The sequence below is a fragment of the Streptomyces sp. NPDC051020 genome, assembly GCF_040683105.1.
Classification (GTDB): Bacteria; Actinomycetota; Actinomycetes; order Streptomycetales; family Streptomycetaceae; genus Streptomyces.
In genome coordinates this window covers 1-19,289 of sequence record NZ_JBFBCG010000106.1, presented here as the reverse complement: position 1 = coordinate 19,289, position 19,289 = coordinate 1, and the positions used below count along the sequence as shown (strand labels likewise).

14 protein-coding genes and 2 pseudogenes are annotated in these 19,289 nt (G+C 67.3%); 13 read left to right on the top strand and 3 right to left on the bottom strand.

What is annotated here, in order from left to right:
* Nucleotides 1–95: 95 nt before the first annotated feature.
* Nucleotides 96–1,754 (top strand): annotated as a pseudogene (gene ggt, locus AB0N06_RS34140) (gamma-glutamyltransferase); the annotation flags it as partial.
* A gap of 91 nt (nucleotides 1,755–1,845) precedes the next feature.
* Here ggt and map read toward each other — a convergent pair.
* Nucleotides 1,846–2,613: a type I methionyl aminopeptidase gene (map, locus tag AB0N06_RS34135; protein ID WP_366138568.1), complete on the bottom strand. Its 768-nt coding sequence runs from the start codon at nucleotides 2,611–2,613 to the stop codon at nucleotides 1,846–1,848.
* A 76-nt stretch (nucleotides 2,614–2,689) separates the two neighbouring features.
* Between map and AB0N06_RS34130 the strand changes: the two genes are divergently transcribed.
* The gene (locus tag AB0N06_RS34130) at nucleotides 2,690–2,962 is read left to right on the top strand and encodes a helix-turn-helix transcriptional regulator (RefSeq protein WP_366138567.1); all 273 of its coding nucleotides are present in this window, start codon (nucleotides 2,690–2,692) and stop codon (nucleotides 2,960–2,962) included.
* Nucleotides 2,963–2,984: 22 nt separating this feature from the next.
* On the opposite strand, the gene AB0N06_RS34125 is transcribed toward AB0N06_RS34130, so the two are convergent.
* Nucleotides 2,985–3,629, bottom strand: a complete 645-nt coding sequence (locus AB0N06_RS34125; protein ID WP_366138566.1) for an NAD(P)H-binding protein — start codon at nucleotides 3,627–3,629, stop codon at nucleotides 2,985–2,987.
* A gap of 108 nt (nucleotides 3,630–3,737) precedes the next feature.
* Between AB0N06_RS34125 and AB0N06_RS34120 the strand changes: the two genes are divergently transcribed.
* The 4 genes from AB0N06_RS34120 to AB0N06_RS34105 all read left to right on the top strand — a co-directional run bounded on the left by AB0N06_RS34120 (nucleotide 3,738) and on the right by AB0N06_RS34105 (nucleotide 7,031).
* On the top strand, nucleotides 3,738–4,118 hold the full coding sequence (locus AB0N06_RS34120; RefSeq protein ID WP_366138565.1) for a helix-turn-helix domain-containing protein: 381 nt from the start codon (nucleotides 3,738–3,740) through the stop codon (nucleotides 4,116–4,118).
* Nucleotides 4,119–4,128: 10 nt separating this feature from the next.
* Entirely contained in the window at nucleotides 4,129–4,518 is a 390-nt protein-coding gene (locus AB0N06_RS34115) for a PPOX class F420-dependent oxidoreductase (protein WP_366138564.1), read from the top strand.
* Between the two features lie 390 nt (nucleotides 4,519–4,908).
* Nucleotides 4,909–5,751 carry a nitrilase-related carbon-nitrogen hydrolase gene (locus AB0N06_RS34110; RefSeq protein ID WP_266979781.1) on the top strand — a complete coding sequence of 281 codons (843 nt, stop codon included), beginning with the start codon at nucleotides 4,909–4,911 and terminating at the stop codon, nucleotides 5,749–5,751.
* Nucleotides 5,748–7,031 (top strand): aspartate aminotransferase family protein, encoded by a 1,284-nt coding sequence (locus tag AB0N06_RS34105; protein ID WP_366138563.1) that lies wholly within the window; start codon nucleotides 5,748–5,750, stop codon nucleotides 7,029–7,031. Before AB0N06_RS34110 ends, AB0N06_RS34105 begins: the two co-directional genes overlap by 4 nt.
* A 182-nt stretch (nucleotides 7,032–7,213) precedes the next feature.
* On the opposite strand, the gene AB0N06_RS34100 is transcribed toward AB0N06_RS34105, so the two are convergent.
* On the bottom strand, nucleotides 7,214–8,293 hold the full coding sequence (locus AB0N06_RS34100; protein WP_366138562.1) for a mechanosensitive ion channel family protein: 1,080 nt from the start codon (nucleotides 8,291–8,293) through the stop codon (nucleotides 7,214–7,216).
* 445 nt (nucleotides 8,294–8,738) lie between these two features.
* Between AB0N06_RS34100 and AB0N06_RS34095 the strand changes: the two are divergent.
* The 7 genes and pseudogenes from AB0N06_RS34095 to AB0N06_RS34065 form a co-directional block, all read left to right on the top strand.
* A pseudogene (locus AB0N06_RS34095) lies at nucleotides 8,739–9,143 on the top strand (amidohydrolase family protein); the annotation flags it as partial.
* Nucleotides 9,144–9,279: 136 nt separating this feature from the next.
* Nucleotides 9,280–10,671, top strand: coding sequence for a dihydropyrimidinase (gene hydA / locus AB0N06_RS34090; protein ID WP_093900455.1), 1,392 nt, complete (start codon nucleotides 9,280–9,282; stop codon nucleotides 10,669–10,671).
* Between the two features lie 45 nt (nucleotides 10,672–10,716).
* A complete protein-coding gene (locus tag AB0N06_RS34085) occupies nucleotides 10,717–11,730 on the top strand; it encodes a TIGR03842 family LLM class F420-dependent oxidoreductase (protein ID WP_366138561.1) in 1,014 nt (337 codons plus the stop codon).
* A gap of 871 nt (nucleotides 11,731–12,601) precedes the next feature.
* Nucleotides 12,602–13,108, top strand: a complete 507-nt coding sequence (locus AB0N06_RS34080) for an SseB family protein (protein ID WP_366138560.1) — start codon at nucleotides 12,602–12,604, stop codon at nucleotides 13,106–13,108.
* On the top strand, nucleotides 13,105–13,752 hold the full coding sequence (locus AB0N06_RS34075) for a hypothetical protein (RefSeq protein ID WP_366138559.1): 648 nt from the start codon (nucleotides 13,105–13,107) through the stop codon (nucleotides 13,750–13,752). Before AB0N06_RS34080 ends, AB0N06_RS34075 begins: the two co-directional genes overlap by 4 nt.
* On the top strand, nucleotides 13,752–18,371 hold the full coding sequence (locus AB0N06_RS34070) for a putative T7SS-secreted protein (RefSeq protein WP_366138558.1): 4,620 nt from the start codon (nucleotides 13,752–13,754) through the stop codon (nucleotides 18,369–18,371). The genes AB0N06_RS34075 and AB0N06_RS34070 overlap by 1 nt, the downstream gene beginning before the upstream one ends.
* 63 nt (nucleotides 18,372–18,434) lie before the next feature.
* A complete protein-coding gene (locus tag AB0N06_RS34065; protein ID WP_366138557.1) occupies nucleotides 18,435–18,785 on the top strand; it encodes a hypothetical protein in 351 nt (116 codons plus the stop codon).
* The last annotated feature ends 504 nt before the right edge of the window (nucleotides 18,786–19,289 follow it).

Below are 19,289 nucleotides of genomic sequence, written 5' to 3'. Positions count from 1 at the left end.
TCCGATGCCGATAAGAAAGGCCCACTGCACGAAGCCCTAGGCGTCACCATCAGCTACGAACACGCAAAGAGGACCGCGACCGTCAGGTCGAGGCCGTAGCCAGCGTCGACGCGGATGCCACGGCCGCCGGGATCGAGGTGCTCCGCAAGGGTGGCAACGCCGTGGACGCCGCCGTGGCGACCGCGGCCGCGCTCGGTGTGACAGAGCCGTACTCGTCGGGCCTGGGCGGGGGCGGCTACTTCGTCTACTACAACGCCAAGAAGCACACCGTGGAGACCATCGACGGCCGCGAGACCGCGCCGCGAAGCGCGGACTCCTCCCTCTTCGTGGAGGACGGCAAGCCCCTCGCCTTCGCGGACGCCGTCACCAGTGGTCTGGCCGTCGGCACGCCCGGCACCCCGGCCACCTGGGCCACCGCGCTCGACGCCTGGGGCAGCAAGCCACTGAGCGCGCTGCTGAAGCCGGCCGAGCGGCTCGCCAGGGACGGCTTCGTCGTCGACTCCACCTTCCGTTCGCAGACCGAGGGGAACCAGGCCCGGTTCGCCGACTTCCCGGACACTGCGAAGCTCTTCCTGCCGGGCGGGCAACTGCCCGTGGTCGGCTCCGTCTTCAAGAACCCCGACCTTGCGCGTGCGTACGAGAAGGTGGGCCGCGACGGCATCGACGAGCTGTACCGCGGCGACCTGGCCGACGACGTCGTCCGGACCGTCCGCAACCCGCCCGTCGACCCGAAGGCGAGCCGGGTGGTGCGCCCCGGCGATCTCACGGCGAAGGACCTGCGCTCCTACCGTGCCCTGCGGCAGGCACCGACCAAGGTCGGCTACCGGGGGCTCGACGTGTACGGCATGGCGCCGTCCTCGTCCGGTGGTACGAGCGTGGGCGAGGCGCTCAACATTCTTGAGAACACCGATCTTTCGCGGGCGAGCGAGTCCCAGTATCTGCACCGCTACATCGAGGCGAGCCGGATCGCGTTCGCCGACCGCGGGCGGTGGGTCGGCGACCCGGCCTTCGAGGACGTACCGACGCGCGGACTGCTGAGCCAGCGGTTCGCCGACTCGAGGGAGTGCCTGATCAAGGACGACGCGGTGCTGACCAGCCCGCTCGCCCCCGGCGACCCGCGCCGTCCCACCGACTGTGCGAACCGTGGAACGGCCGCCCCGACGACGTACGAGGGGGAGAACACCACACATCTGACGGCCGCCGACAAGTGGGGCAACGTCGTCGCGTACACCCTGACCATCGAGCAGACCGGCGGCAGCGCCATTACGGTTCCGGGGCGCGGTTATCTGCTCAACAACGAGCTGACGGACTTCTCGTTCGCGCCCGCCAACCCGGCTGTGCACGACCCGAATCTGCCCGGTCCGGGGAAGCGGCCGCGGTCGTCGATCTCGCCGACGATCGTGCTGAAGCACGGGCAGCCGGTACTGGCCCTGGGCTCGCCGGGCGGCGCGACGATCATCACCACCGTGCTGCAGTCGCTCATCGGTACGGTCGACCGCGGTCTTCCGCTCGTCGATGCGATCGCGGCGCCACGCGCCAGTCAGCGCAACTCGCCGACGACCGAGCTCGAACCCGCGCTGTGGAACAGTCCGCTGCGGACGGAACTGGAGTCGCTCGGCCATGCCTTCAAGCTGAACCCGGAGATCGGTGCGGCCACCGGTGTGCAGCGGCTGCCGGACGGGAGGTGGCTCGCGGCGGCGGAGAAGGTCCGGCGCGGCGGCGGATCCGCCATGGTCGTGACGCCGAGCGACTGAATGTGATCAGTGACCCACGGGGCTGGTTCGGGGCCGGATGGCGGCCATGGACCAGCCCCGTGGCCGTGACGGGGGCATGGGTACGGGTTGTTCAGAGGGCGGTGAGGACGCGGGGCCCCTCGTCCGTGATCGCCACCGTGTGCTCGGCGTGCGCCGCCCGGCTGCCGTCGGAGGTGCGCAGCGTCCAGCCGTCCCGGTCCGGATGGAACGCGTCGTGCCCGCTGCCGATCAGCATCGGCTCGATCGCCAGCACCATTCCGTGCCGCAACGGCATGCCACGGCCCGGTCGTCCCTCGTTGGGGACGGACGGGTCCTCGTGCATGGACCGGCCCACACCGTGGCCGCCGAACCCTTCCGGAATGCCGTATCCGGCGGTCCGGCAGACCGATCCGATCGCGTGTGCGATGTCTCCGATCCGGTTGCCGACGACCGCCGCCGCGATCCCCGCGTTCAGTGCGGCGAACGCTGTGTCGATCAGCCGGGTGTCCGCGGGCCGGGCGCGGCCGACGGTGAAGCTGACGGCCGAGTCGCCGACCCAGCCGTCGAGCGTCGCGCCCGCGTCGATGCTCACGAGATCGCCGTCGCGCAGCCGCTGGCCGGTCGGGACGCCGTGCACGATCGCGTCGTTGACGGACGTACAGATCACCGCGGGGAAGGGGGTGGGGGCGAAGTGTGGCCTGTAGTTCAGGAACGGCGACCCGGCGCCTGCCTCGCGCAGTACTTCGCGCGCCACCTCGTCGAGTTCGCGCAGCGACACGCCGACCGCCGCCGCTTCCTGTACGGCTGTCAGGACCTGGGCCACGACCCGCCCGGCCTCGCGCATCGCCTCTAGGGATGTATCCGTCTTGAGCTGAACCATGCCAATTACTATACCGGTCGAAGCGGTATGAGAATAACGGCGGTATGAGAATAACGGCGGTACTAGAATGGGGGGCATGGTACGAACGCCTCTCACCCCGGAAGAGCGCCTTCGCGGCGAACGGCTCGGCCGCCTGCTCCGCGAGGCGCGAGGCGCGCGCAGCATGGTCGAGATCGCCGCGAACGCCGGAATCTCCGCCGAGACGCTGCGCAAGATCGAGACCGGCCGCGCCCCGACCCCCGCGTTCTTCACCGTCGCGGCACTGGCCGGCGCGCTCGGCCTCTCCATGGACGATCTGCTGATCCGCTGCGCCGGGGAACCGGACACGGCCGTCCGGCTGGCCGGGTAGCGCCGGGCAGCCCCGGGGCTGCTCAGTCGGCGACCGCCAGCTGAATGCGGTGGTGGCGCGGTGTGTCGATCTCGTCGAGCAGCGCGATCGCCAGGTCCGGGTGCGAGATGTGCCCGGTGCCGTCGAGCACCGTGCCCATCGCGCTGCGATATCTGCCGGTACGCGGACCCGCCGCGTCCAGGTCCATCGGCGGCACCACCATGACCCAGTCCAGCTCCTCACTCGCCGCGGTCAGGGTCTCGAACTCGGCGACATGGCCCTGCGAGAAGAGCCGGTAGGGGTCCGGGTAGTCCGGCGCGTCCATCACCCGTACACCTGGCGCGGTCTCCAGCGTCGACGCGATTCCGACGGCCACCAGTCGCCGCACCCCCGCCGATCCCAGTCCCGCGATCAGCGCCTGGGCCGCCGCGACGAAGTACTCCTCGGACGGGATGTCCAGCCGCGCCGACGCGTTGACCGCCGCGTCGTGACCGGCCGCGACGGCCGCCACCGACCCGGGATCGGTGGCGTCTCCCCGTACGACCTCGATGCCCGGACCGGCAAGGTCCCGATAGCGGGCCGGGTCGCGGACCACGGCCGTCACGGTGTGCCCGCGACGGACGGCCTCCGCGACCGCCGCGCGACCGACCCGGCCACCCGCCCCGAAGACGACGATCCTGCTGCTCATGGAAGTCCCCTGCTCTCTGCTGCCTGCGTACGGTCTCTGCGGTGCTGGAGTGACCGTAGGCCGGGACCCCTCGGTTACTGCAAGGGAACTCCGTTAGCGTCGGGAGGTATGAGAGAACCCCTGGCCGCCGACCTGTTCGACGACCCCGACTGCACGCAGCGGGTCCAGCCGTTCCGGGTCGGCGACAAATGGACCGGCATGGTGCTGCGCTGCCTGCAGGACGGCCCGCGGCGCTTTTCGGAGTTGCGGGTGCCGCTGCACCGGGTCACCCCGAAGGTCCTCACCGAGACGCTGCGGGCCATGGAGCGGGACGGCTTCGTCACCCGCACCGTCCATGACGAGCGGCCGCCGCGGGTCGAGTACGAACTGACGGCGCTGGGCCGCTCCCTGCTCGGCCCGCTCGGCATGGCCTGCGCGTGGACCCGGGAGCATCTTTCGGAGCTGGTGAGCGCGCGTGCGGCATACGTGTCCGGCGGGCAGGACGCGTAGGGTCACGCCCGTGACTCCTCAGACACTCCAGGACTTCGACCGCGGCGAGTACGTCAGCCTGACCACGTACCGGAAGGACGGCACGCCCGTCGCGACGCCCGTGTGGGCGGCGGCCGACGGCGAGGAGCTGTTCATCTGGACCCGGAGCGACTCGTGGAAGGTCAAAAGGATCCGGAACAACAGCCGGGTCACGGTGACCGTCTGCGATGTGCGCGGCCGGATCGCCGACGGCGCGCCGAGCGCCGAGGGTGCGGCGCGGCTGCTCGACGAGGCGGGGACGCGTGCCGTACGCGGGTTGCTGGCCCGCAAGTACACCTGGAAGTTCTGGCTGGTCGACTGGCCGGCCATGGTCGTACGCCTCGGCAGGCGGCCCCACACCGGGATCGCCGTCACCTTCTGAACGGCGGCTGCCGGGGCGTGCATGCTGCCGGCCGTGCGCCGACCGCACCCCGGTGGAAAAGCGGGCGTAGCCGTCCCGAAACAAGCCTGCGGTCGAATGCCGAACGCCGCTACGGCGAGCGCCGGTGGCACGGTGTGGAGCACGGTCCACGAGCCGACACCCGTACCTGCTTCCGAGCCGGGTTGGTCTGTCGGCGTGGCATCTGCTCTCCCCGGGGGAAGGAAGAGAGAGTGTGAACCGCACGGGTACGAAACATGATCGACTCGGCCGGTTCACGGCGACGGTCTTGCCCCGCCGTGTGGCGGGGCTTACGTTCTCCTCCTGTGTACCGAATCTACGTGCGTAGAAAACGCGTAGAGGCTCTCTGACGCCGCGTCGAAGGAGCAGCTCATGTCCCACGTCGTACGCGCCGCACTCGTCCAGGCGACCTGGACCGGCGACACCGAATCCATGATCGCCAAGCATGAGGAACATGCGCGCGAGGCCGCCCGGCAGGGGGCGAAGATCATCGGTTTCCAGGAGGTGTTCAACGCGCCCTACTTCTGCCAGGTGCAGGAGCCGGAGCACTACCGCTGGGCCGAGGCCGTCCCGGACGGGCCGACCGTCCGGCGGATGCAGGAGCTCGCCCGCGAGACGGGCATGGTGATCGTCGTGCCGGTCTTCGAGATCGAGCAGTCCGGCTTCTACTTCAACACCGCCGCGGTGATCGACGCCGACGGCTCGTACCTCGGCAAGTACCGCAAGCACCACATCCCGCAGGTCAAGGGGTTCTGGGAGAAGTACTACTTCAAGCCCGGAAACGCCGGCTGGCCGGTCTTCGACACCGCCGTCGGCAAGGTCGGTGTCTATATCTGCTACGACCGGCACTTCCCTGAGGGCTGGCGTCAACTCGGGCTCAACGGAGCCCAGTTGGTGTACAACCCGTCCGCGACCTCGCGCGGCCTCTCCAGCTACCTCTGGCAGCTGGAACAGCCCGCGTCCGCCGTGGCCAACGAGTACTTCGTCGCCGCGATCAACCGCGTCGGCCAGGAGGAGTACGGCGACAACGACTTCTACGGCACCAGTTACTTCGTCGACCCGCGCGGCCAGTTCGTCGGGGAGGTGGCCAGCGACAAGGAGGAGGAACTCCTCGTCCGGGACCTCGACTTCGGTCTCATCGAGGAAGTGCGCCAGCAGTGGGCGTTCTACCGGGACCGCCGCCCCGACGCGTACGAGGGACTGGTGGAGCCGTGAGCAGTCTCCACCACCGCCACCTCGCCGTCAGCCCCGAATGGCTCGCGCTCTACTACCGGCATCCGCTGGAGATCACCCACGGTGAGGGCCGCCATGTCTGGGACGCGGACGGCAAGCGCTACCTCGACTTCTTCGGCGGCATCCTCACCACGATGACCGCTCACGCGCTGCCCGAAGTGACGAAGGCGGTCACCGAGCAGGCCGGGCGGATCATCCACACCTCGACGCTGTACCTCAACCGGCCGATGGTCGAACTGGCCGAGCGCATCGCCACGCTCTCCGGCATCCCCGACGCCCGGGTCTTCTTCACCACCTCGGGAACCGAGGCCAACGACACGGCGCTGCTGCTCGCCACCACGTACCGCGGGTCGAACCAGATCCTCGCGATGCGCAACAGCTACCACGGCAGGTCGTTCTCGGCCGTCGCCATCACCGGCAACAAGGCCTGGTCGCCGACGAGTCTGTCCCCGTTGCAGACGCTGTACGTCCACGGCGGGGTCCGGACCCGGGGCCCGTACGCGGAACTCAGCGACGCACAGTTCATCAAGGCGTGCGTGGCCGATCTGGAAGACCTGCTCGGGCACACCCGCGCCGCCGCCGCGCTGATCGCCGAACCCATCCAGGGTGTCGGCGGGTTCACCTCCCCGCCCGACGGCCTGTTCGCGGCATTCCGCGAAGTCCTGAACCGGCACGGCGTCCTGTGGATCTCCGACGAGGTGCAGACCGGCTGGGGCCGTACCGGCGAACACTTCTGGGGCTGGCAGGCGCACTCCCGGAACGGCCCGCCGGACATCCTCACCTTCGCCAAGGGCATCGGCAACGGCATGTCGATCGGTGGCGTCGTCGCCCGCGCCGACGTCATGAACTGCCTGGACGCCAACTCCATTTCGACGTTCGGCGGCTCCCCGGTCACCATGGCGGCGGGCCTCGCCAACCTGTCGTACCTGCTGGACCACGACCTCCAGGGCAACGCCCGACGAGTCGGCGGGCTGCTCCTCGAGCGGCTGCGGGCGATCGGCGCGGGCTCGGAGTGCGTGCGGGAGGTGCGCGGCCGGGGCCTGATGATCGGCATCGAGCTGGTGAAACCCGGCACCGACGAGGCCAACCCGGAGGCGGCAACCGCTGTCCTCGAAGCGGCCCGCGAGGGCGGGCTGCTCATCGGCAAGGGCGGCGCGCACAACACCAGCGTGCTCCGGATCGCCCCGCCGCTGTCGCTGTCCATCGCCGAGGCGGAGGAGGGCGCGAAGATCCTCGCGGCCGCGCTGCGGACCGTGGGATGAGCCGACGGGGCGAAGGCCGGCGGTCCGGACTTCGGCCGCCCCCGGCTCCAGGGGACCCCCCGGAGGCGCGGGGTCCGGCCGGTCGGTCGGGAGGGGCCCCCTCCGCGTTGCCTCCCTCCTCCGCCTTGCAGCTGCACGCACCCAGCCCCGCTCCTTCCCCCACCCCCCATGTGCCGGTCGGTCTACGACATCGACTGCGTCGCCTCGCGCTGGTGGGGGATCGTGACCGGCGTCGTTCCCGGCTGCACGGTCACGGTGCGCGTCGGAGCGGGGACCGCAATGCCCTCGGTCCGGAATCGCGCGTGCAGGCGCTTGATGAATTCGTGCTTGATCCGGTATTGGTCGCTGAACTCGCCGACCCCCAGAATGACCGTGAAGTTGATCCTGGAGTCCCCGAACGTGTGGAACCGGATGGCCGGTTCGTGGTCGGGTACGGCGCCAGTGATGTCGGTCATCACGTTCTCGACGACCTCGGCCGTGACGCGCTCGACGTGTTCGAGGTCGCTGTCGTAGCCGACGCCCACCTGGACCATGATCGAAAGTTGCTGTTCCGGCCGGTTGAAGTTGGTCATGTTGGTGCTCGCGAGCCGGGCGTTCGGGATGATCACAAGGTTGTTCGACAACTGACGCACCACGGTGTTCCGCCAGTTGATGTCGACGACATAGCCCTCCTCGCCGCTGCTGAGCCGGATGTAGTCGCCGGGCTGCACCGTCTTCGAAGCGAGGATGTGCACGCCCGCGAACAGATTGGCCAGCGTGTCCTGCAGCGCCAGGGCGACCGCCAGACCGCCCACGCCCAGCGCGGTGAGCAGAGGCGCGATGGAGATGCCCAGCGTCTGGAGCATGACGAGGAAGCCCATCGCCAGCACCACGACGCGCGTGATGTTGACGAAGATCGTGGCCGATCCGGCCACCCCCGACCTGGACTGCGCGACGGACCGCACCAGATTGGTGATCACCCGGGCCGCCGTGAGCGTCGCGGCCAGGATGAGCAGAGCGGTCAGAGTCATGTTGACGTGGTGCCCGACCCTGGCGGTCAGCGGAAGCGCCGTGGCTGCCGCCGCCGCGCCGGCGGCCGGCGCAGCCCAGGGGGCCAGGGTCCGCAAGGCGTCGACGATGACGTCGTCACCGCTCCATCGCGTCCTGCTGGCTCGTTCTCCCAGCCATCGCAGAATCACGCGCAGCAGGAGGCCCGCCGCGATGCCGGCAGCCATCGCAATACCGGCGACGATCAAGTCGTGCAGAGTGAGGGCCCGGTTCACCGCTGCGCCCCCAGGCTCCGGGGAACGTGACTGATGGGGGGAACCGTCGCCGTTTCCGGGCGTCGGACGGGATGCTTCGTCACCGTGTTACCTGTTCGATTCTCGGGTGTGCGGTTCGCGTCGGGACACGCGGATGTGCGAATCGGGGTCCGACGCGATCGCTCATCCTGCCGTACGCCTTCGCGCGTGCTGCGGCTGACCCTGCGTCGGCTCACGCAGGGCGGACATGCTGATGTCAGATCAGAGTGCGGGGGCCTTCCTGCGGTGGTCCGGTTGTGCGGCGGCACCGGCTTTGGGCCGACGGTGTACGGCATGCCCGGAAACGGAAACGTCTTCAGCGGTTAGCCGCAGCGGTATTGCCACAGTGGGTAACCCACTTCTACGTTCTTCACCACGCACCATATCTACGTGCGTAGACCCATTCCGCCAGAGTGAGGAGGGGTACATGAGCCGCACCGTCATCCACGGCGGCCTCGTCGTCACCGCGTCCGACGAACTCCACGCCGACGTACTCATCGAGGGCGGCCGCATCGCCGCGCTCGCCGCGCACGGCACCGACGCGGCCACGAGCTGGACCGCCGACCGGACCATCGACGCCACCGGCAAGTACGTCATCCCGGGCGGTGTCGACGCGCACACGCACATGGAGATGCCATTCGGCGGCACCTACGCCGCCGACACCTTCGAGACCGGGACCAGGGCTGCCGCCTGGGGCGGCACCACCACGATCGTCGACTTCGCCATCCAGACCGTGGGGTGCGCGGTCCGCGAAGGACTCGACGCCTGGTATGCGAAGGCCGACGGCAACTGCGCCATCGACTACGCCTTCCACATGATCCTCTCCGATGTGGCGTGACCAGGGGTTTTCTAGCGGAGTAGGCCGTGTGCCGTGCGAGGTGGCGGCGTGAGGGGGCCGGCGGCCCGGGGTGTTGCCCCGGCCCGTGTCGGTGGTGGCGTGGTCGGCGGGTTGAAGGGATGGCTGGGGAATGACTCGGACTCTGATTACCGGTGGTCTTGTGATCACGGCTGCGGACGAGGTGCACGCGGATGTGCTGATCGAGCATGGCCGGGTGGTGGCGTTGGCGGCGCCGGGGACGCAGGAGTGGACGGCGGACCGGGTGATCGACGCGTCGCAGAAGTATGTGATCCCGGGTGGGGTCGACGCGCACACGCACATGGAACTGCCGTTCGGCGGCACGTTCGCGTCGGACACGTTCGAGACGGGGACGCGGGCGGCGGCGTGGGGCGGGACGACGACGATCGTCGACTTCGCGGTGCAGGCGAAAGGCGAGTCGCTGCAGGCTGGCCTGAACGCCTGGATGGAGAAGGCGGACGGGAACTGCGCGATCGACTACGCGTTCCACATGATCATGTCGGACGTGAACGAGGCGACGCTGCGGGAGATGCCGAAGCTCATCGAGCATGGCGTTTCCTCGTTCAAATTGTTTATGGCGTATCCGGGGGTCTTCTATTCGGATGACGGCCAGATTCTGCGGGCGATGCAGGTTGCCGGCGATACCGGTGGGCTGATCATGATGCACGCGGAGAACGGCATCGCGATCGACGTGCTGGTGGAGCAGGCCCTGGTCCGGGGCGAGACCGACCCCCGGTACCACGGAGAGGTCCGCAAGGCGCTCCTGGAGGCGGAGGCGACCCACCGGGCGATCCAGCTGGCCCGAGTCGCCGGCTCCCCGTTGTACGTGGTCCACGTGTCGGCGCAGGAGGCGGTGGCCGAGCTGGCCGCTGCCCGTGACAAGGGCCTGCCGGTCTTCGGCGAGACCTGCCCGCAGTACCTCTTCCTGTCCACGGACAACCTCGCGGAACCGGACTTCGAGGGCGCCAAGTACGTGTGCAGCACGCCCCTCAGGCCGAAGGAGCACCAGGCGGCGCTCTGGCGGGGCCTGCGGACGAACGACCTCCAGGTGGTCTCCACCGACCACTGCCCGTTCTGCTTCGTGGGCCAGAAGGAGCTGGGACGCGGGGACTTTTCGAAGATCCCCAACGGCCTGCCGGGTGTGGAGAACCGCATGGACCTCCTCCACCAGGCGGTGGTGGACGGGCACATCTCGCGCCGCCGCTGGATCGAGATCGCCTGCGCGACGCCGGCGAGGATGTTCGGCATCTACCCGCAGAAGGGCACGATCGCCCCTGGTGCGGACGCGGATGTCGTCATCTACGACCCGCACGCCACCCAGGTGCTGTCGGCCGAGACTCACCACATGAACGTCGACTACTCGGCGTACGAGGGGAAGACGGTGACCGGTCAGGTCGAGACCGTCCTCTCGCGGGGTGAGGTCGTCGTCGACCAGCGGAAGTACGTCGGCCATGCGGGGCACGGCGGGTTCGTGCCGCGCGGCCTTTGTCAGTACCTGGGCTGAGCAGCCCGGAATCTCATCGCACCGACTCGAACTTGGAGGTCCCGCGTGGACTTCGGACTCGTCCTGCAGACCGACCCGCCCGCCTCGCAGGTCGTGGGCCTGATGCGCCGGGCCGAGCGCAACGGCTTCCGCTACGGCTGGACCTTCGACTCCGCCGTGCTGTGGCAGGAACCCTTCGTCATCTACAGCCAGATCCTCGCCAACACCACCAAGCTCCACGTGGGCCCGATGGTGACCAACCCGGGCACCCGTACGTGGGAGGTGACCGCCTCCACCTTCGCCACCCTCAACGACATGTACGGCAACCGGACCGTCTGCGGCATCGGCCGCGGCGACTCCGCCATGCGCGTAGCTGGCCGCAAGCCCAACACCCTCGCCCGGCTCGGCGAGGCCATCGACGTCATCCGCGACCTGGCCGAGGGCCGCGAGGCCGAGGTCGACGGCAACGCGATCCGCATCCCCTGGATCAAGAACGGCAAGCTGCCGGTGTGGATGGCCGCCTACGGCCCCAAGGCACTCGCCCTGGCCGGGCACAAGGCCGACGGCTTCATCCTCCAGCTCGCCGACCCCTTCCTCACTGAGTGGATGGTCAAGGCCGTCCGGCAGGCGGCCACCGACGCCAGCCGCGACCCCGACGCCCTGACGATCTGCGTCGCCGCCCCGGCCTACGTCACGGCGGACGACTCCCCGGAGGCGCTGGCCCACGCCCGCGACCAGTGCCGCTGGTTCGGCGGCATGGTCGGCAACCACGTCGCCGACCTGGTCGCCAAGTACGGCGAACACTCCTCGATGGTCCCCGAGGAACTCACCGCCTACATCAAGGACCGGCACGGCTACGACTACTCCCACCATGGCCGCGCCGACAACCCCGACACCGCGTTCGTCCCCGACGAGATCGTCGACCGCTTCTGCCTCCTCGGCCCCGCCGAGGCCCACATCGCGAAGCTCCGCCACCTCAGGGACCTCGGCGTCGACCAGCTCGCCGTCTACAGCATGCACGACAACCGCGAGGCCACCATCGACGCCTACGGCACCGACATCATCCCCGCGCTCCGCTGACGAAGTCGTTCGGTCCAGCCTTCGATGCAGGTGGATGACGGCCATCCACCTGTTCCCGATGACCTCGCACGTGGAGTGCGTGGCGATCCTTGAGCCGGCAGGAAAGGGTGTTTGACCTGCGGCTTTGTGGGTGGGTGAGCCGCTCGACCCGTTTCCGGCTGTGCAGCGGGTCGAGCGGACAGATCGGCCCCTGGACGTGGCTTGACCTGCGACTTCATGGCGGAAACGACCACGGCCACGGCGATTTCAGGGCCTCGTTCGAAGATTCTTGACGCTCAGATGACGCTTGCTCTGAGGCTCTGGCCCAGCCGCATGACTCTGGTCACTGGGGCGATCACGAGGCGATTTCGGTATCTCGGACCATGGCGGGCAGCTCGGTTCCCAGCGCCTTTGATGTGCTTCGGGGCGGGCAGTTGCTGAGCGGTGTCGTGGGCGTAGCGGGTTCGTGGCCGTTTGTGTCGGGTGGGCTTGGTAGAGGCGGTAGGTGGGGCGGACGCGGAGGTACTTGTCGACGAAGGCGTCCTGCGCCGCTGTTCTGGCCGGTGATGACGTCGTAGACGTCGCCGGGGAACTCGAAGGGCATCTTTGGCCTTTGCACGAAGTCGTCGCCGAAGTCTCCCAACTTCCTGCCCGACCCCAGCGGCCTGACCCTGGAAGACCACAAGAGCCCGGACGTGATCCTGGGGCTCTGGCGCGTCGTTTTCTGCCTGGTTTCGGGGCGAATGCGAGCCGAGGGGCTCAGCGAAGCATTGCTCAGGGGCGTTTACCAGCCCATCTCGGCGTGCGTGGAGCTGGGTCGGGTCCGGGCCGTGACTGGCTGGCCATTTTTGCTCGTTGCTTCGGGGAAGCGTGCCGTGACAGCATTCGGCAGGTGTTCGATAACGGGGATGACATAGCAGAGCCGCCTGCTCGGCGTTCGAAGATCGCCGACTTGGCCGATTGGCCTGCTCCCGAGGTGCGGTCGACACCGGGTGTGGCCCTGGAGCCGGTCCCTTCCGTGACGCTGGAGGGAGACCGGACAGCGGCGGCTCAGCGTGAGTTTGCTGTGTTGCTGGGTGAATTCCGGCGTACGGCGGTGCTGGTGCCACTGGATGAGGCCGGGGATCTGTGGTCGGCGACGCAGAACGGGGTGCGCTGGATCTGTGCGTTCTCGGACGAGGAGGCGTTGGCCCGGTTTGCAGAAGCTCGGGGGGATGCCGAGCGGGAGTGGGTGTACCAGGCGGTGTTGGGTGCGCGGTTGTTGGATGTGATGGTGCCGATGTTGTCGGTGCCGGCGGGGGTGGCGCTGGATGCGGGCAGTGCGGACGGGATGTTGTTTCCGCCGGTGGCCGGCATCGTGCCGGACGCGGTTGCTGTGGATCTCGGGGGGATGCAATGAGCGGGGAGAACGCTGATCTTCAGGTGCCGCCAGAGGCCCTGGCACTGATCGCGAAGGGGATCGAACTGGCACATACCGAGTTGAAGGATCTCGGCATGATCGGGCAGGCGTCGACGGGTCGAGGGTTCTCGGATCTGGCTTTGTCCGGGCTGGAGTTGGGACACGGCGGGCTGACGTCTGAGTTCGAGACGTTCTGCAATCGCTGGGAGTGGGGTGTGCGGGCCCTGACGCAGAAAGGGAACGGCTTCGCGCTGGGGGTCGGGTTGTCGGCGGGTTCCTTTGCAGAGCAGGAGCAGTACATCAAGGACTCGTTCAAGGTCGGCGTGAACTCCCTGAACGGGAATCCGCACCTGTCCGAGGAAGAAGTCAAGGCCATGAGCTGGGACACGATCAGAAGTCAGTCCACGTACGACAACCCGGATTACAGCTGGGAGTCGATGGCCGAGGCCCACGACGAGGTGAAGCAGAACTGGCAGGACACCGCCTACGACGTGGAGGACGCCGCGCTCGACTCGATGGAACGCTCTGGGCTGGTGGACCCGACGGTGCGGGCAGCGACGGATGAACGCCTGAAGGAGCAGCTTGGTCCGTCGCAGGAGACGATTCGTCAGGCCGAGCAGCCGCGGTGGGGGGAGAGCCGCTGATGGTGGACTGGGGGAAGCTCGGCGGAGACCTTTACGACGGTGCCGGCAAGCTGGTCGACAAGGGCAAGGAGATCGTCGGCGAGGGGATCGACAAGGGCACCGACTTCGTCGGCGCCGGCCTGGAGAAGGTCGGCGCCGACGAGTGGGCGGACGCGGTCGAGGACTGGGGGGACGAGACCGCGTCCTCGCTCGGTGCGGAGGTCGGGGAGCAGCAGCTCGGGCAGACCGAGGAAGCCAACGAGCTGATCCATGGCAGGCCGGAGAAGATCGCCGCGGCGGTGAAGAACCTCCGGGACTTCCAGAAGGCGTTCGATCTCGTCGGCGGCGGGATGAAGAAACTCGACTCCGGTCATTGGAAGGGCGTGGCCGCCGACGCGTTCCGGGAGAAGTTCCAGACGCTGCCGACCGACTGGTTACGTGCGGCGGATGCGTTCGAGGACGCGGCCAAGGCGTTGGAGACGTATGCCGGGACGGTCACGAGCGCGCAGGCCAAGGCCGGAGAGGCGATCGCTCTCTACAAGGAGGGCAAGCAGGACTACGAAACCGCTGCTGCCGCGTTCAAGGAGAAGGCGGCGGCGTACAACGCGGTCCGCAACACCGACCATCCGCTCCCGCATCCGGGAACGTTCTCCGATCCGAGCGTGGCCAAACGACAGCACGCTCAGGAGATGCTGGAGCGCGCGCGGCAAGCACGCAACGAGGCCGCCGAAGCGGCCAAGGGCGCGATTACCGCAGCGATGGCGCACGCCCCGAAGGAACCCACCGGCCTGGACCGGGCCAAGCAGGAGTTCTACGACTACGGCGTGGGTCAGGGTATCGAGCTCGCCCACTTCGGCGGCGGTGTCATCAAGGGCACCGCGGGGCTGGTGAACTTCGTCCGCTCGGTCGACCCGACCGACCCTTACAACCTGACGCACCCGGCCGAGTACTACAAGGGCGTCAACATGACGCTCGCCGGCCTCGTCTCCACAGCGGCCAACCCTGATAGGGCGCTCAAGAACGCCTGGGATGCGGCCAAGGGCGATCCGTCCGAATTCATCGGCCGGCTGGTACCCGAGCTGGTCGGCACCAAGGGCGGTGGTCTGATCAAGGGCGGCCTGCGGGCCGGGATAAAGGATCTCCTCGAACGCCCGAAGGGCAAGAACCGGCACGGCCACGAGAAGAGCCCCGACTCCAACGACAAGAAGTGCAGCGAGGTCAAGTGCGCGGGAGACCCGGTCGACGTCGCGACCGGGCGCATGCTGCTCCCTCAGACGGACATCGTGCTGCCGGGATCGCTGCCCCTTGTCTTTGAGCGCGTCTTCGACTCCTCCTACCGAGCTGGCCGCTGGTTCGGATCCGGCTGGTCGAGCACGGTCGACCAGCGCCTTGAGATCGACACGGAAGGTGTGGTGTTCAGCTGCGAGGAGGGCAGTCTGCTCGCCTATCCGCATCCCGCGCCCGGCGTTCCTGTCATGCCGACGCATGGTCGGCGCTGGCCGCTGGACCGGGTGGACGACGGCTACACCGTCACCGATCCGGAAACCGGCAGGGTCCGGCATTTCGTCGACCATGCGGGCGGGGAGTTGGCACTCCTGGCTCAGATCGACGACCGCAACGGCCGCTGGATCACCTTCGAGTACGACGACACGGGTGCCCCGACGTCGATCGTGCACCACAGCGGCTACCACCTGAAGCTCAGCACGAATGACGGAAGGGTCACCGCCCTGCACCTGGCGGGCGCCGCGCCGGACGGCACCGATCAGGAGATCCTCCGTTACGGCTACGCCGACGGCCACCTCACCGCTGTCACCAACTCCTCAGGTAGGCCGTTGCACTTCGGCTGCGACGAACTGGGCCGCATCACGTCCTGGACGGACACCAACGGCAGCCGGTACGAGTACGTCTACGACGAACACGACCGCTGCGTGTATCAGACAGGAACCAACGGACACCTCGAAGCCCACTTCACCTGGGATGACCCCGACCCCGACACCGGCCTGCGCGTGACGTCCATAACTGACGGCCTCGGCCACACCAAGCGGTTTGTGATCAACGACCGCTCCCAAGTGGTAGCTGAAATCGACGCGCTGGGGGCCGTCACCCGCTTCGAGTACGACCACTTCCACCGGCTGCTGTCCGTCACGGACCCGCTCGGACACCTCAGCCGCTCCACGTACGACGAGCACGGTTGCCTTACCTCGGTAGTCCGCCCGGACGGGCGGGAACTGACCGCCGACTACAACGCCCTCGGCCTACCGGTGCGCGTCAGGGGCGCGGACGGGATGGTCACCCGACAGACCTACGACGAGCGAGGCAACCGTACGTCGGTAACTGACGCCTCCGGCGCGACAACGACCTATTCGTACGACGAGGCCGGGAACGTCATATCTGTGACGGATGCCCTCGGGCATCGCTCCGAGGCACGGTACGACAGAGCCGGTCTGCCCACCCAGATCACCGACCCACTGGGCGCGACGACTCGCTACGAACGCGACGCCTTCGGACGACCAGTTGCTGTCACCGATGCCCTCGACGCAACCAGCCGATACCAATGGACAGTTGAAGGCCGGCTGGCTCGGCGTACCGAGCCGGACGGCAGCGAGGAATCCTGGACGCATGACGGCGAAGGCAATTGCCTGTCCCATACCAATGCCATGGGTACGGTCAGCCGTTTCGAGTACACCGACTTCGACCTCCTGGCAGCCCGTACGGGCCCGGACGGGGCTCGCTACGAGTTCACCCACGACACCAATCTGCGGCTGACTGAGGTAGGCAACCCGCACGGCCTGAAATGGAGTTACACCTACGATCCCAACGGTCGTCTCACAGCGGAGACCGACTTCGACGGCCGCACACTCGCATATGGTCACGACGAGGCCGGACGCCTGACCACTCGCACCAATGGGCTCGGCCAGAGCATCCGTTACGAGCGCAACGAAATCGGACAACTGCTGCGCAAGCATGCGGACGGCGCGGTCACCACCTTTGAGTACGACATCTTCGACCAACTAGCCTGTGCCGTCGGCCCTGACTCGACCCTCACGCGCTTGCACGACCGGCACGGGAGGCTCAGGTCCGAGACCGTAAACGGACGCACACTGACTTACGGCTACGACACGTTGGGGCGACGGATCTCCCGAACAACCCCATCCGGCGTGACAAGCACCTTGGACTACGATGCCGCCGGGCGATGCAGCAGCCTCAGCAGTTCCGGCCGAACCGTTGCGTTCACACGGAACGCCGCCGGACAGGAGAGCGCCCGGCACATCGGGCAGTCGATCAGCCTCACCCACGAATTCGACACGGCGGGCCGTCTCACCAGCGAGCAGGTATGGGCCCGGGGGCAGAGCCTGAAGCACCGTGCCTACACCTACCGCGCAGACGGCAACCTCATCGGAATTCACGACAGCGTTTCCGGATCCCGCCACTTCGAGCTGGACGCCGTCGGCCGGGTGACCGCGGTCGACGGCACGCGCTGGACCGAGACCTACGCTTATGACCAGGCGGGCAACCAGACACAGGCAGCGTGGCCTGTAGGTCACCCCGGTCACGAGGCCACGGGCGAACGTACCTACACAGGCACACGGCTCACTCGCGCCGGCCGCGTCCGCTACGAGCATGACGCCCAGGGCCGTATCGTCCTCCGTCAGAAGACCCGTCTCTCCCGCGCACCGGGAACCTGGCGCTACACCTGGGACTCCGAGGACCGGCTCACTTCGGTCACCACTCCCGACGGGGCGCACTGGCGTTATCTCTATGACCCTCTCGGCCGCCGCATGGCCAAGCAACGCCTGCAAGCCCAAAGCGACGCAGTGATAGAGGAAGTCTCATTTACCTGGGACGGAACCATTCTGTGCGAACAGATATCCTCCGCCGAAGCTCTGGCCAACTCGGTTGCCCTCACTTGGGACCACGACGGGCTCCGCCCCCTCACCCAGACGGAACGTATCCTCTCGGCCAGCACCCCGCAGGACACCGTCGACGAGCGATTCTTCGCCGTAGTCACCGATCTCATCGGCACCCCGACCGAACTCATCGACGAGTCGGGCAGTCTGGCCTGGTATACCCGCAGCACCTTGTGGGGCACCACCACCTGGTCCGCCACCAGCATCGCCTACACACCGCTTCGCTTCCCCGGCCAGTACTTCGATCCGGAAACCGGCCTCCACTACAACTTTCACCGCCACTACGATCCGGAAACCGCCCGATACGTCTCTGTCGACCCTCTAGGTATCGCGCCGTCACCCAACTCGGATGCCTACGTCGCAAATCCTCACACAGGGGCAGATCCTTTTGGGCTTTCCCCCTGTCCCGAAGTCAACCCGAGAAAGTTGGATTACCTGTTCAATAAGGATGTGAAGCCAGATCCTCACAACACGCCGAGGGCTATACAAAATGCCAATCAGCTCAAGAGTATAGGGTTCCATGACACTCCGGCCTCTCGTCAATTCGTGACCGAACACTTGAAGGAGGCGACCGGCAATGGATTCTCAGAACATTTCACCAACGAATGGGGGAATTTCGGGAAAACGAAATCCGTACTATACGGCCCACATGGAATGCTCGGCGTGGAGAGCACCTGGCAGATCATGCCCGACGGCGGATACAGGCTATCGACGGTAATATTCCGCAGTTGAGAGATCCGCCGGTCGCTTGCAGTTCTAGCAGTTAATCGCACGCGAAGTCCAGGAGAAAATTCCTTGCCATCCGAATTCGTCACACCTGACCCACAGGAGATCGTCAACGCACTGGGAGTCGAGCCAGAGATCACTGGTGAGACTCAGAGGACCGTAAATCTCGTCGATGTCACTGGTGAAGATTTGACATTGTCGTACGACGCGGTTGGACAGTCGGTAACTGTGCGCTGGTGCACGCCATCCGGCAAGGTCATGTTGAATCTGTTCAGAGAAGGAGCGATTCTACTCCGCGTCCAGGAGGGAGACGGCGAGACTCAACTTGTCGTGGAATTCGAAACTAGAGACACCTCAGGAGAGCTCAGATTGCAGGTATTTCCAGAAGTGTCTATCACCGAAACATCCCTCTTCTCGTGAGTCGCTCGTGAAATCCGCTGATCGCGCCCACTCACCTGATTCGCCTGCTCCACTCTGCATCACCGAATCCAGCCGGAGAAAGCCAACATGACGGATCCCGACTCCGCGATGAGGAAGCCGGACAGTGATTCCCGATCTTGTGCGGTCGGCTCCCGCCACGTCTGGCTCCTCCTGCAGGCCGGTCCTGCACGCCTGCGAGTGCGCGAGGGACGACGCTTCCGGCGATGCGTGGGACGCGGCTTCGGGCCCAGCGTCGGTTGCACGCTTCGTGCACGAGTCGGTGCCGGAGGAGGCGGGTGAGCTCCGCCCGTGGTTGAAGCCGTCCTCGGGTGAAGAGCCCTCTCTGACATCGTTGGGTGAGACGCCTCGGCGTTATCAGTTAGCCTGGGTGGACGAACGAGCAGGAGAACCACCCGTATGACGAGCACCAGCGGTCCCGGCGCCGATCCGGCGCCGAAGCCGAAGCGTCGCACCTTCACCGCCGAGTACAAGCTGCGGATCGTC

Coding starts and splice junctions, on each gene's coding strand:
- map (WP_366138568.1), bottom strand. CDS start 2,613: ATGGTTCAGCTCAAGACGGATACATCCCTAGAGGCGATGCGCGAGGCC.
- AB0N06_RS34130 (WP_366138567.1), top strand. CDS start 2,690: ATGGTACGAACGCCTCTCACCCCGGAAGAGCGCCTTCGCGGCGAACGG.
- AB0N06_RS34125 (WP_366138566.1), bottom strand. CDS start 3,629: ATGAGCAGCAGGATCGTCGTCTTCGGGGCGGGTGGCCGGGTCGGTCGC.
- AB0N06_RS34120 (WP_366138565.1), top strand. CDS start 3,738: ATGAGAGAACCCCTGGCCGCCGACCTGTTCGACGACCCCGACTGCACG.
- AB0N06_RS34110 (WP_266979781.1), top strand. CDS start 4,909: ATGTCCCACGTCGTACGCGCCGCACTCGTCCAGGCGACCTGGACCGGC.
- hydA (WP_093900455.1), top strand. CDS start 9,280: ATGACTCGGACTCTGATTACCGGTGGTCTTGTGATCACGGCTGCGGAC.
- AB0N06_RS34075 (WP_366138559.1), top strand. CDS start 13,105: ATGAGCGGGGAGAACGCTGATCTTCAGGTGCCGCCAGAGGCCCTGGCA.
- AB0N06_RS34070 (WP_366138558.1), top strand. CDS start 13,752: ATGGTGGACTGGGGGAAGCTCGGCGGAGACCTTTACGACGGTGCCGGC.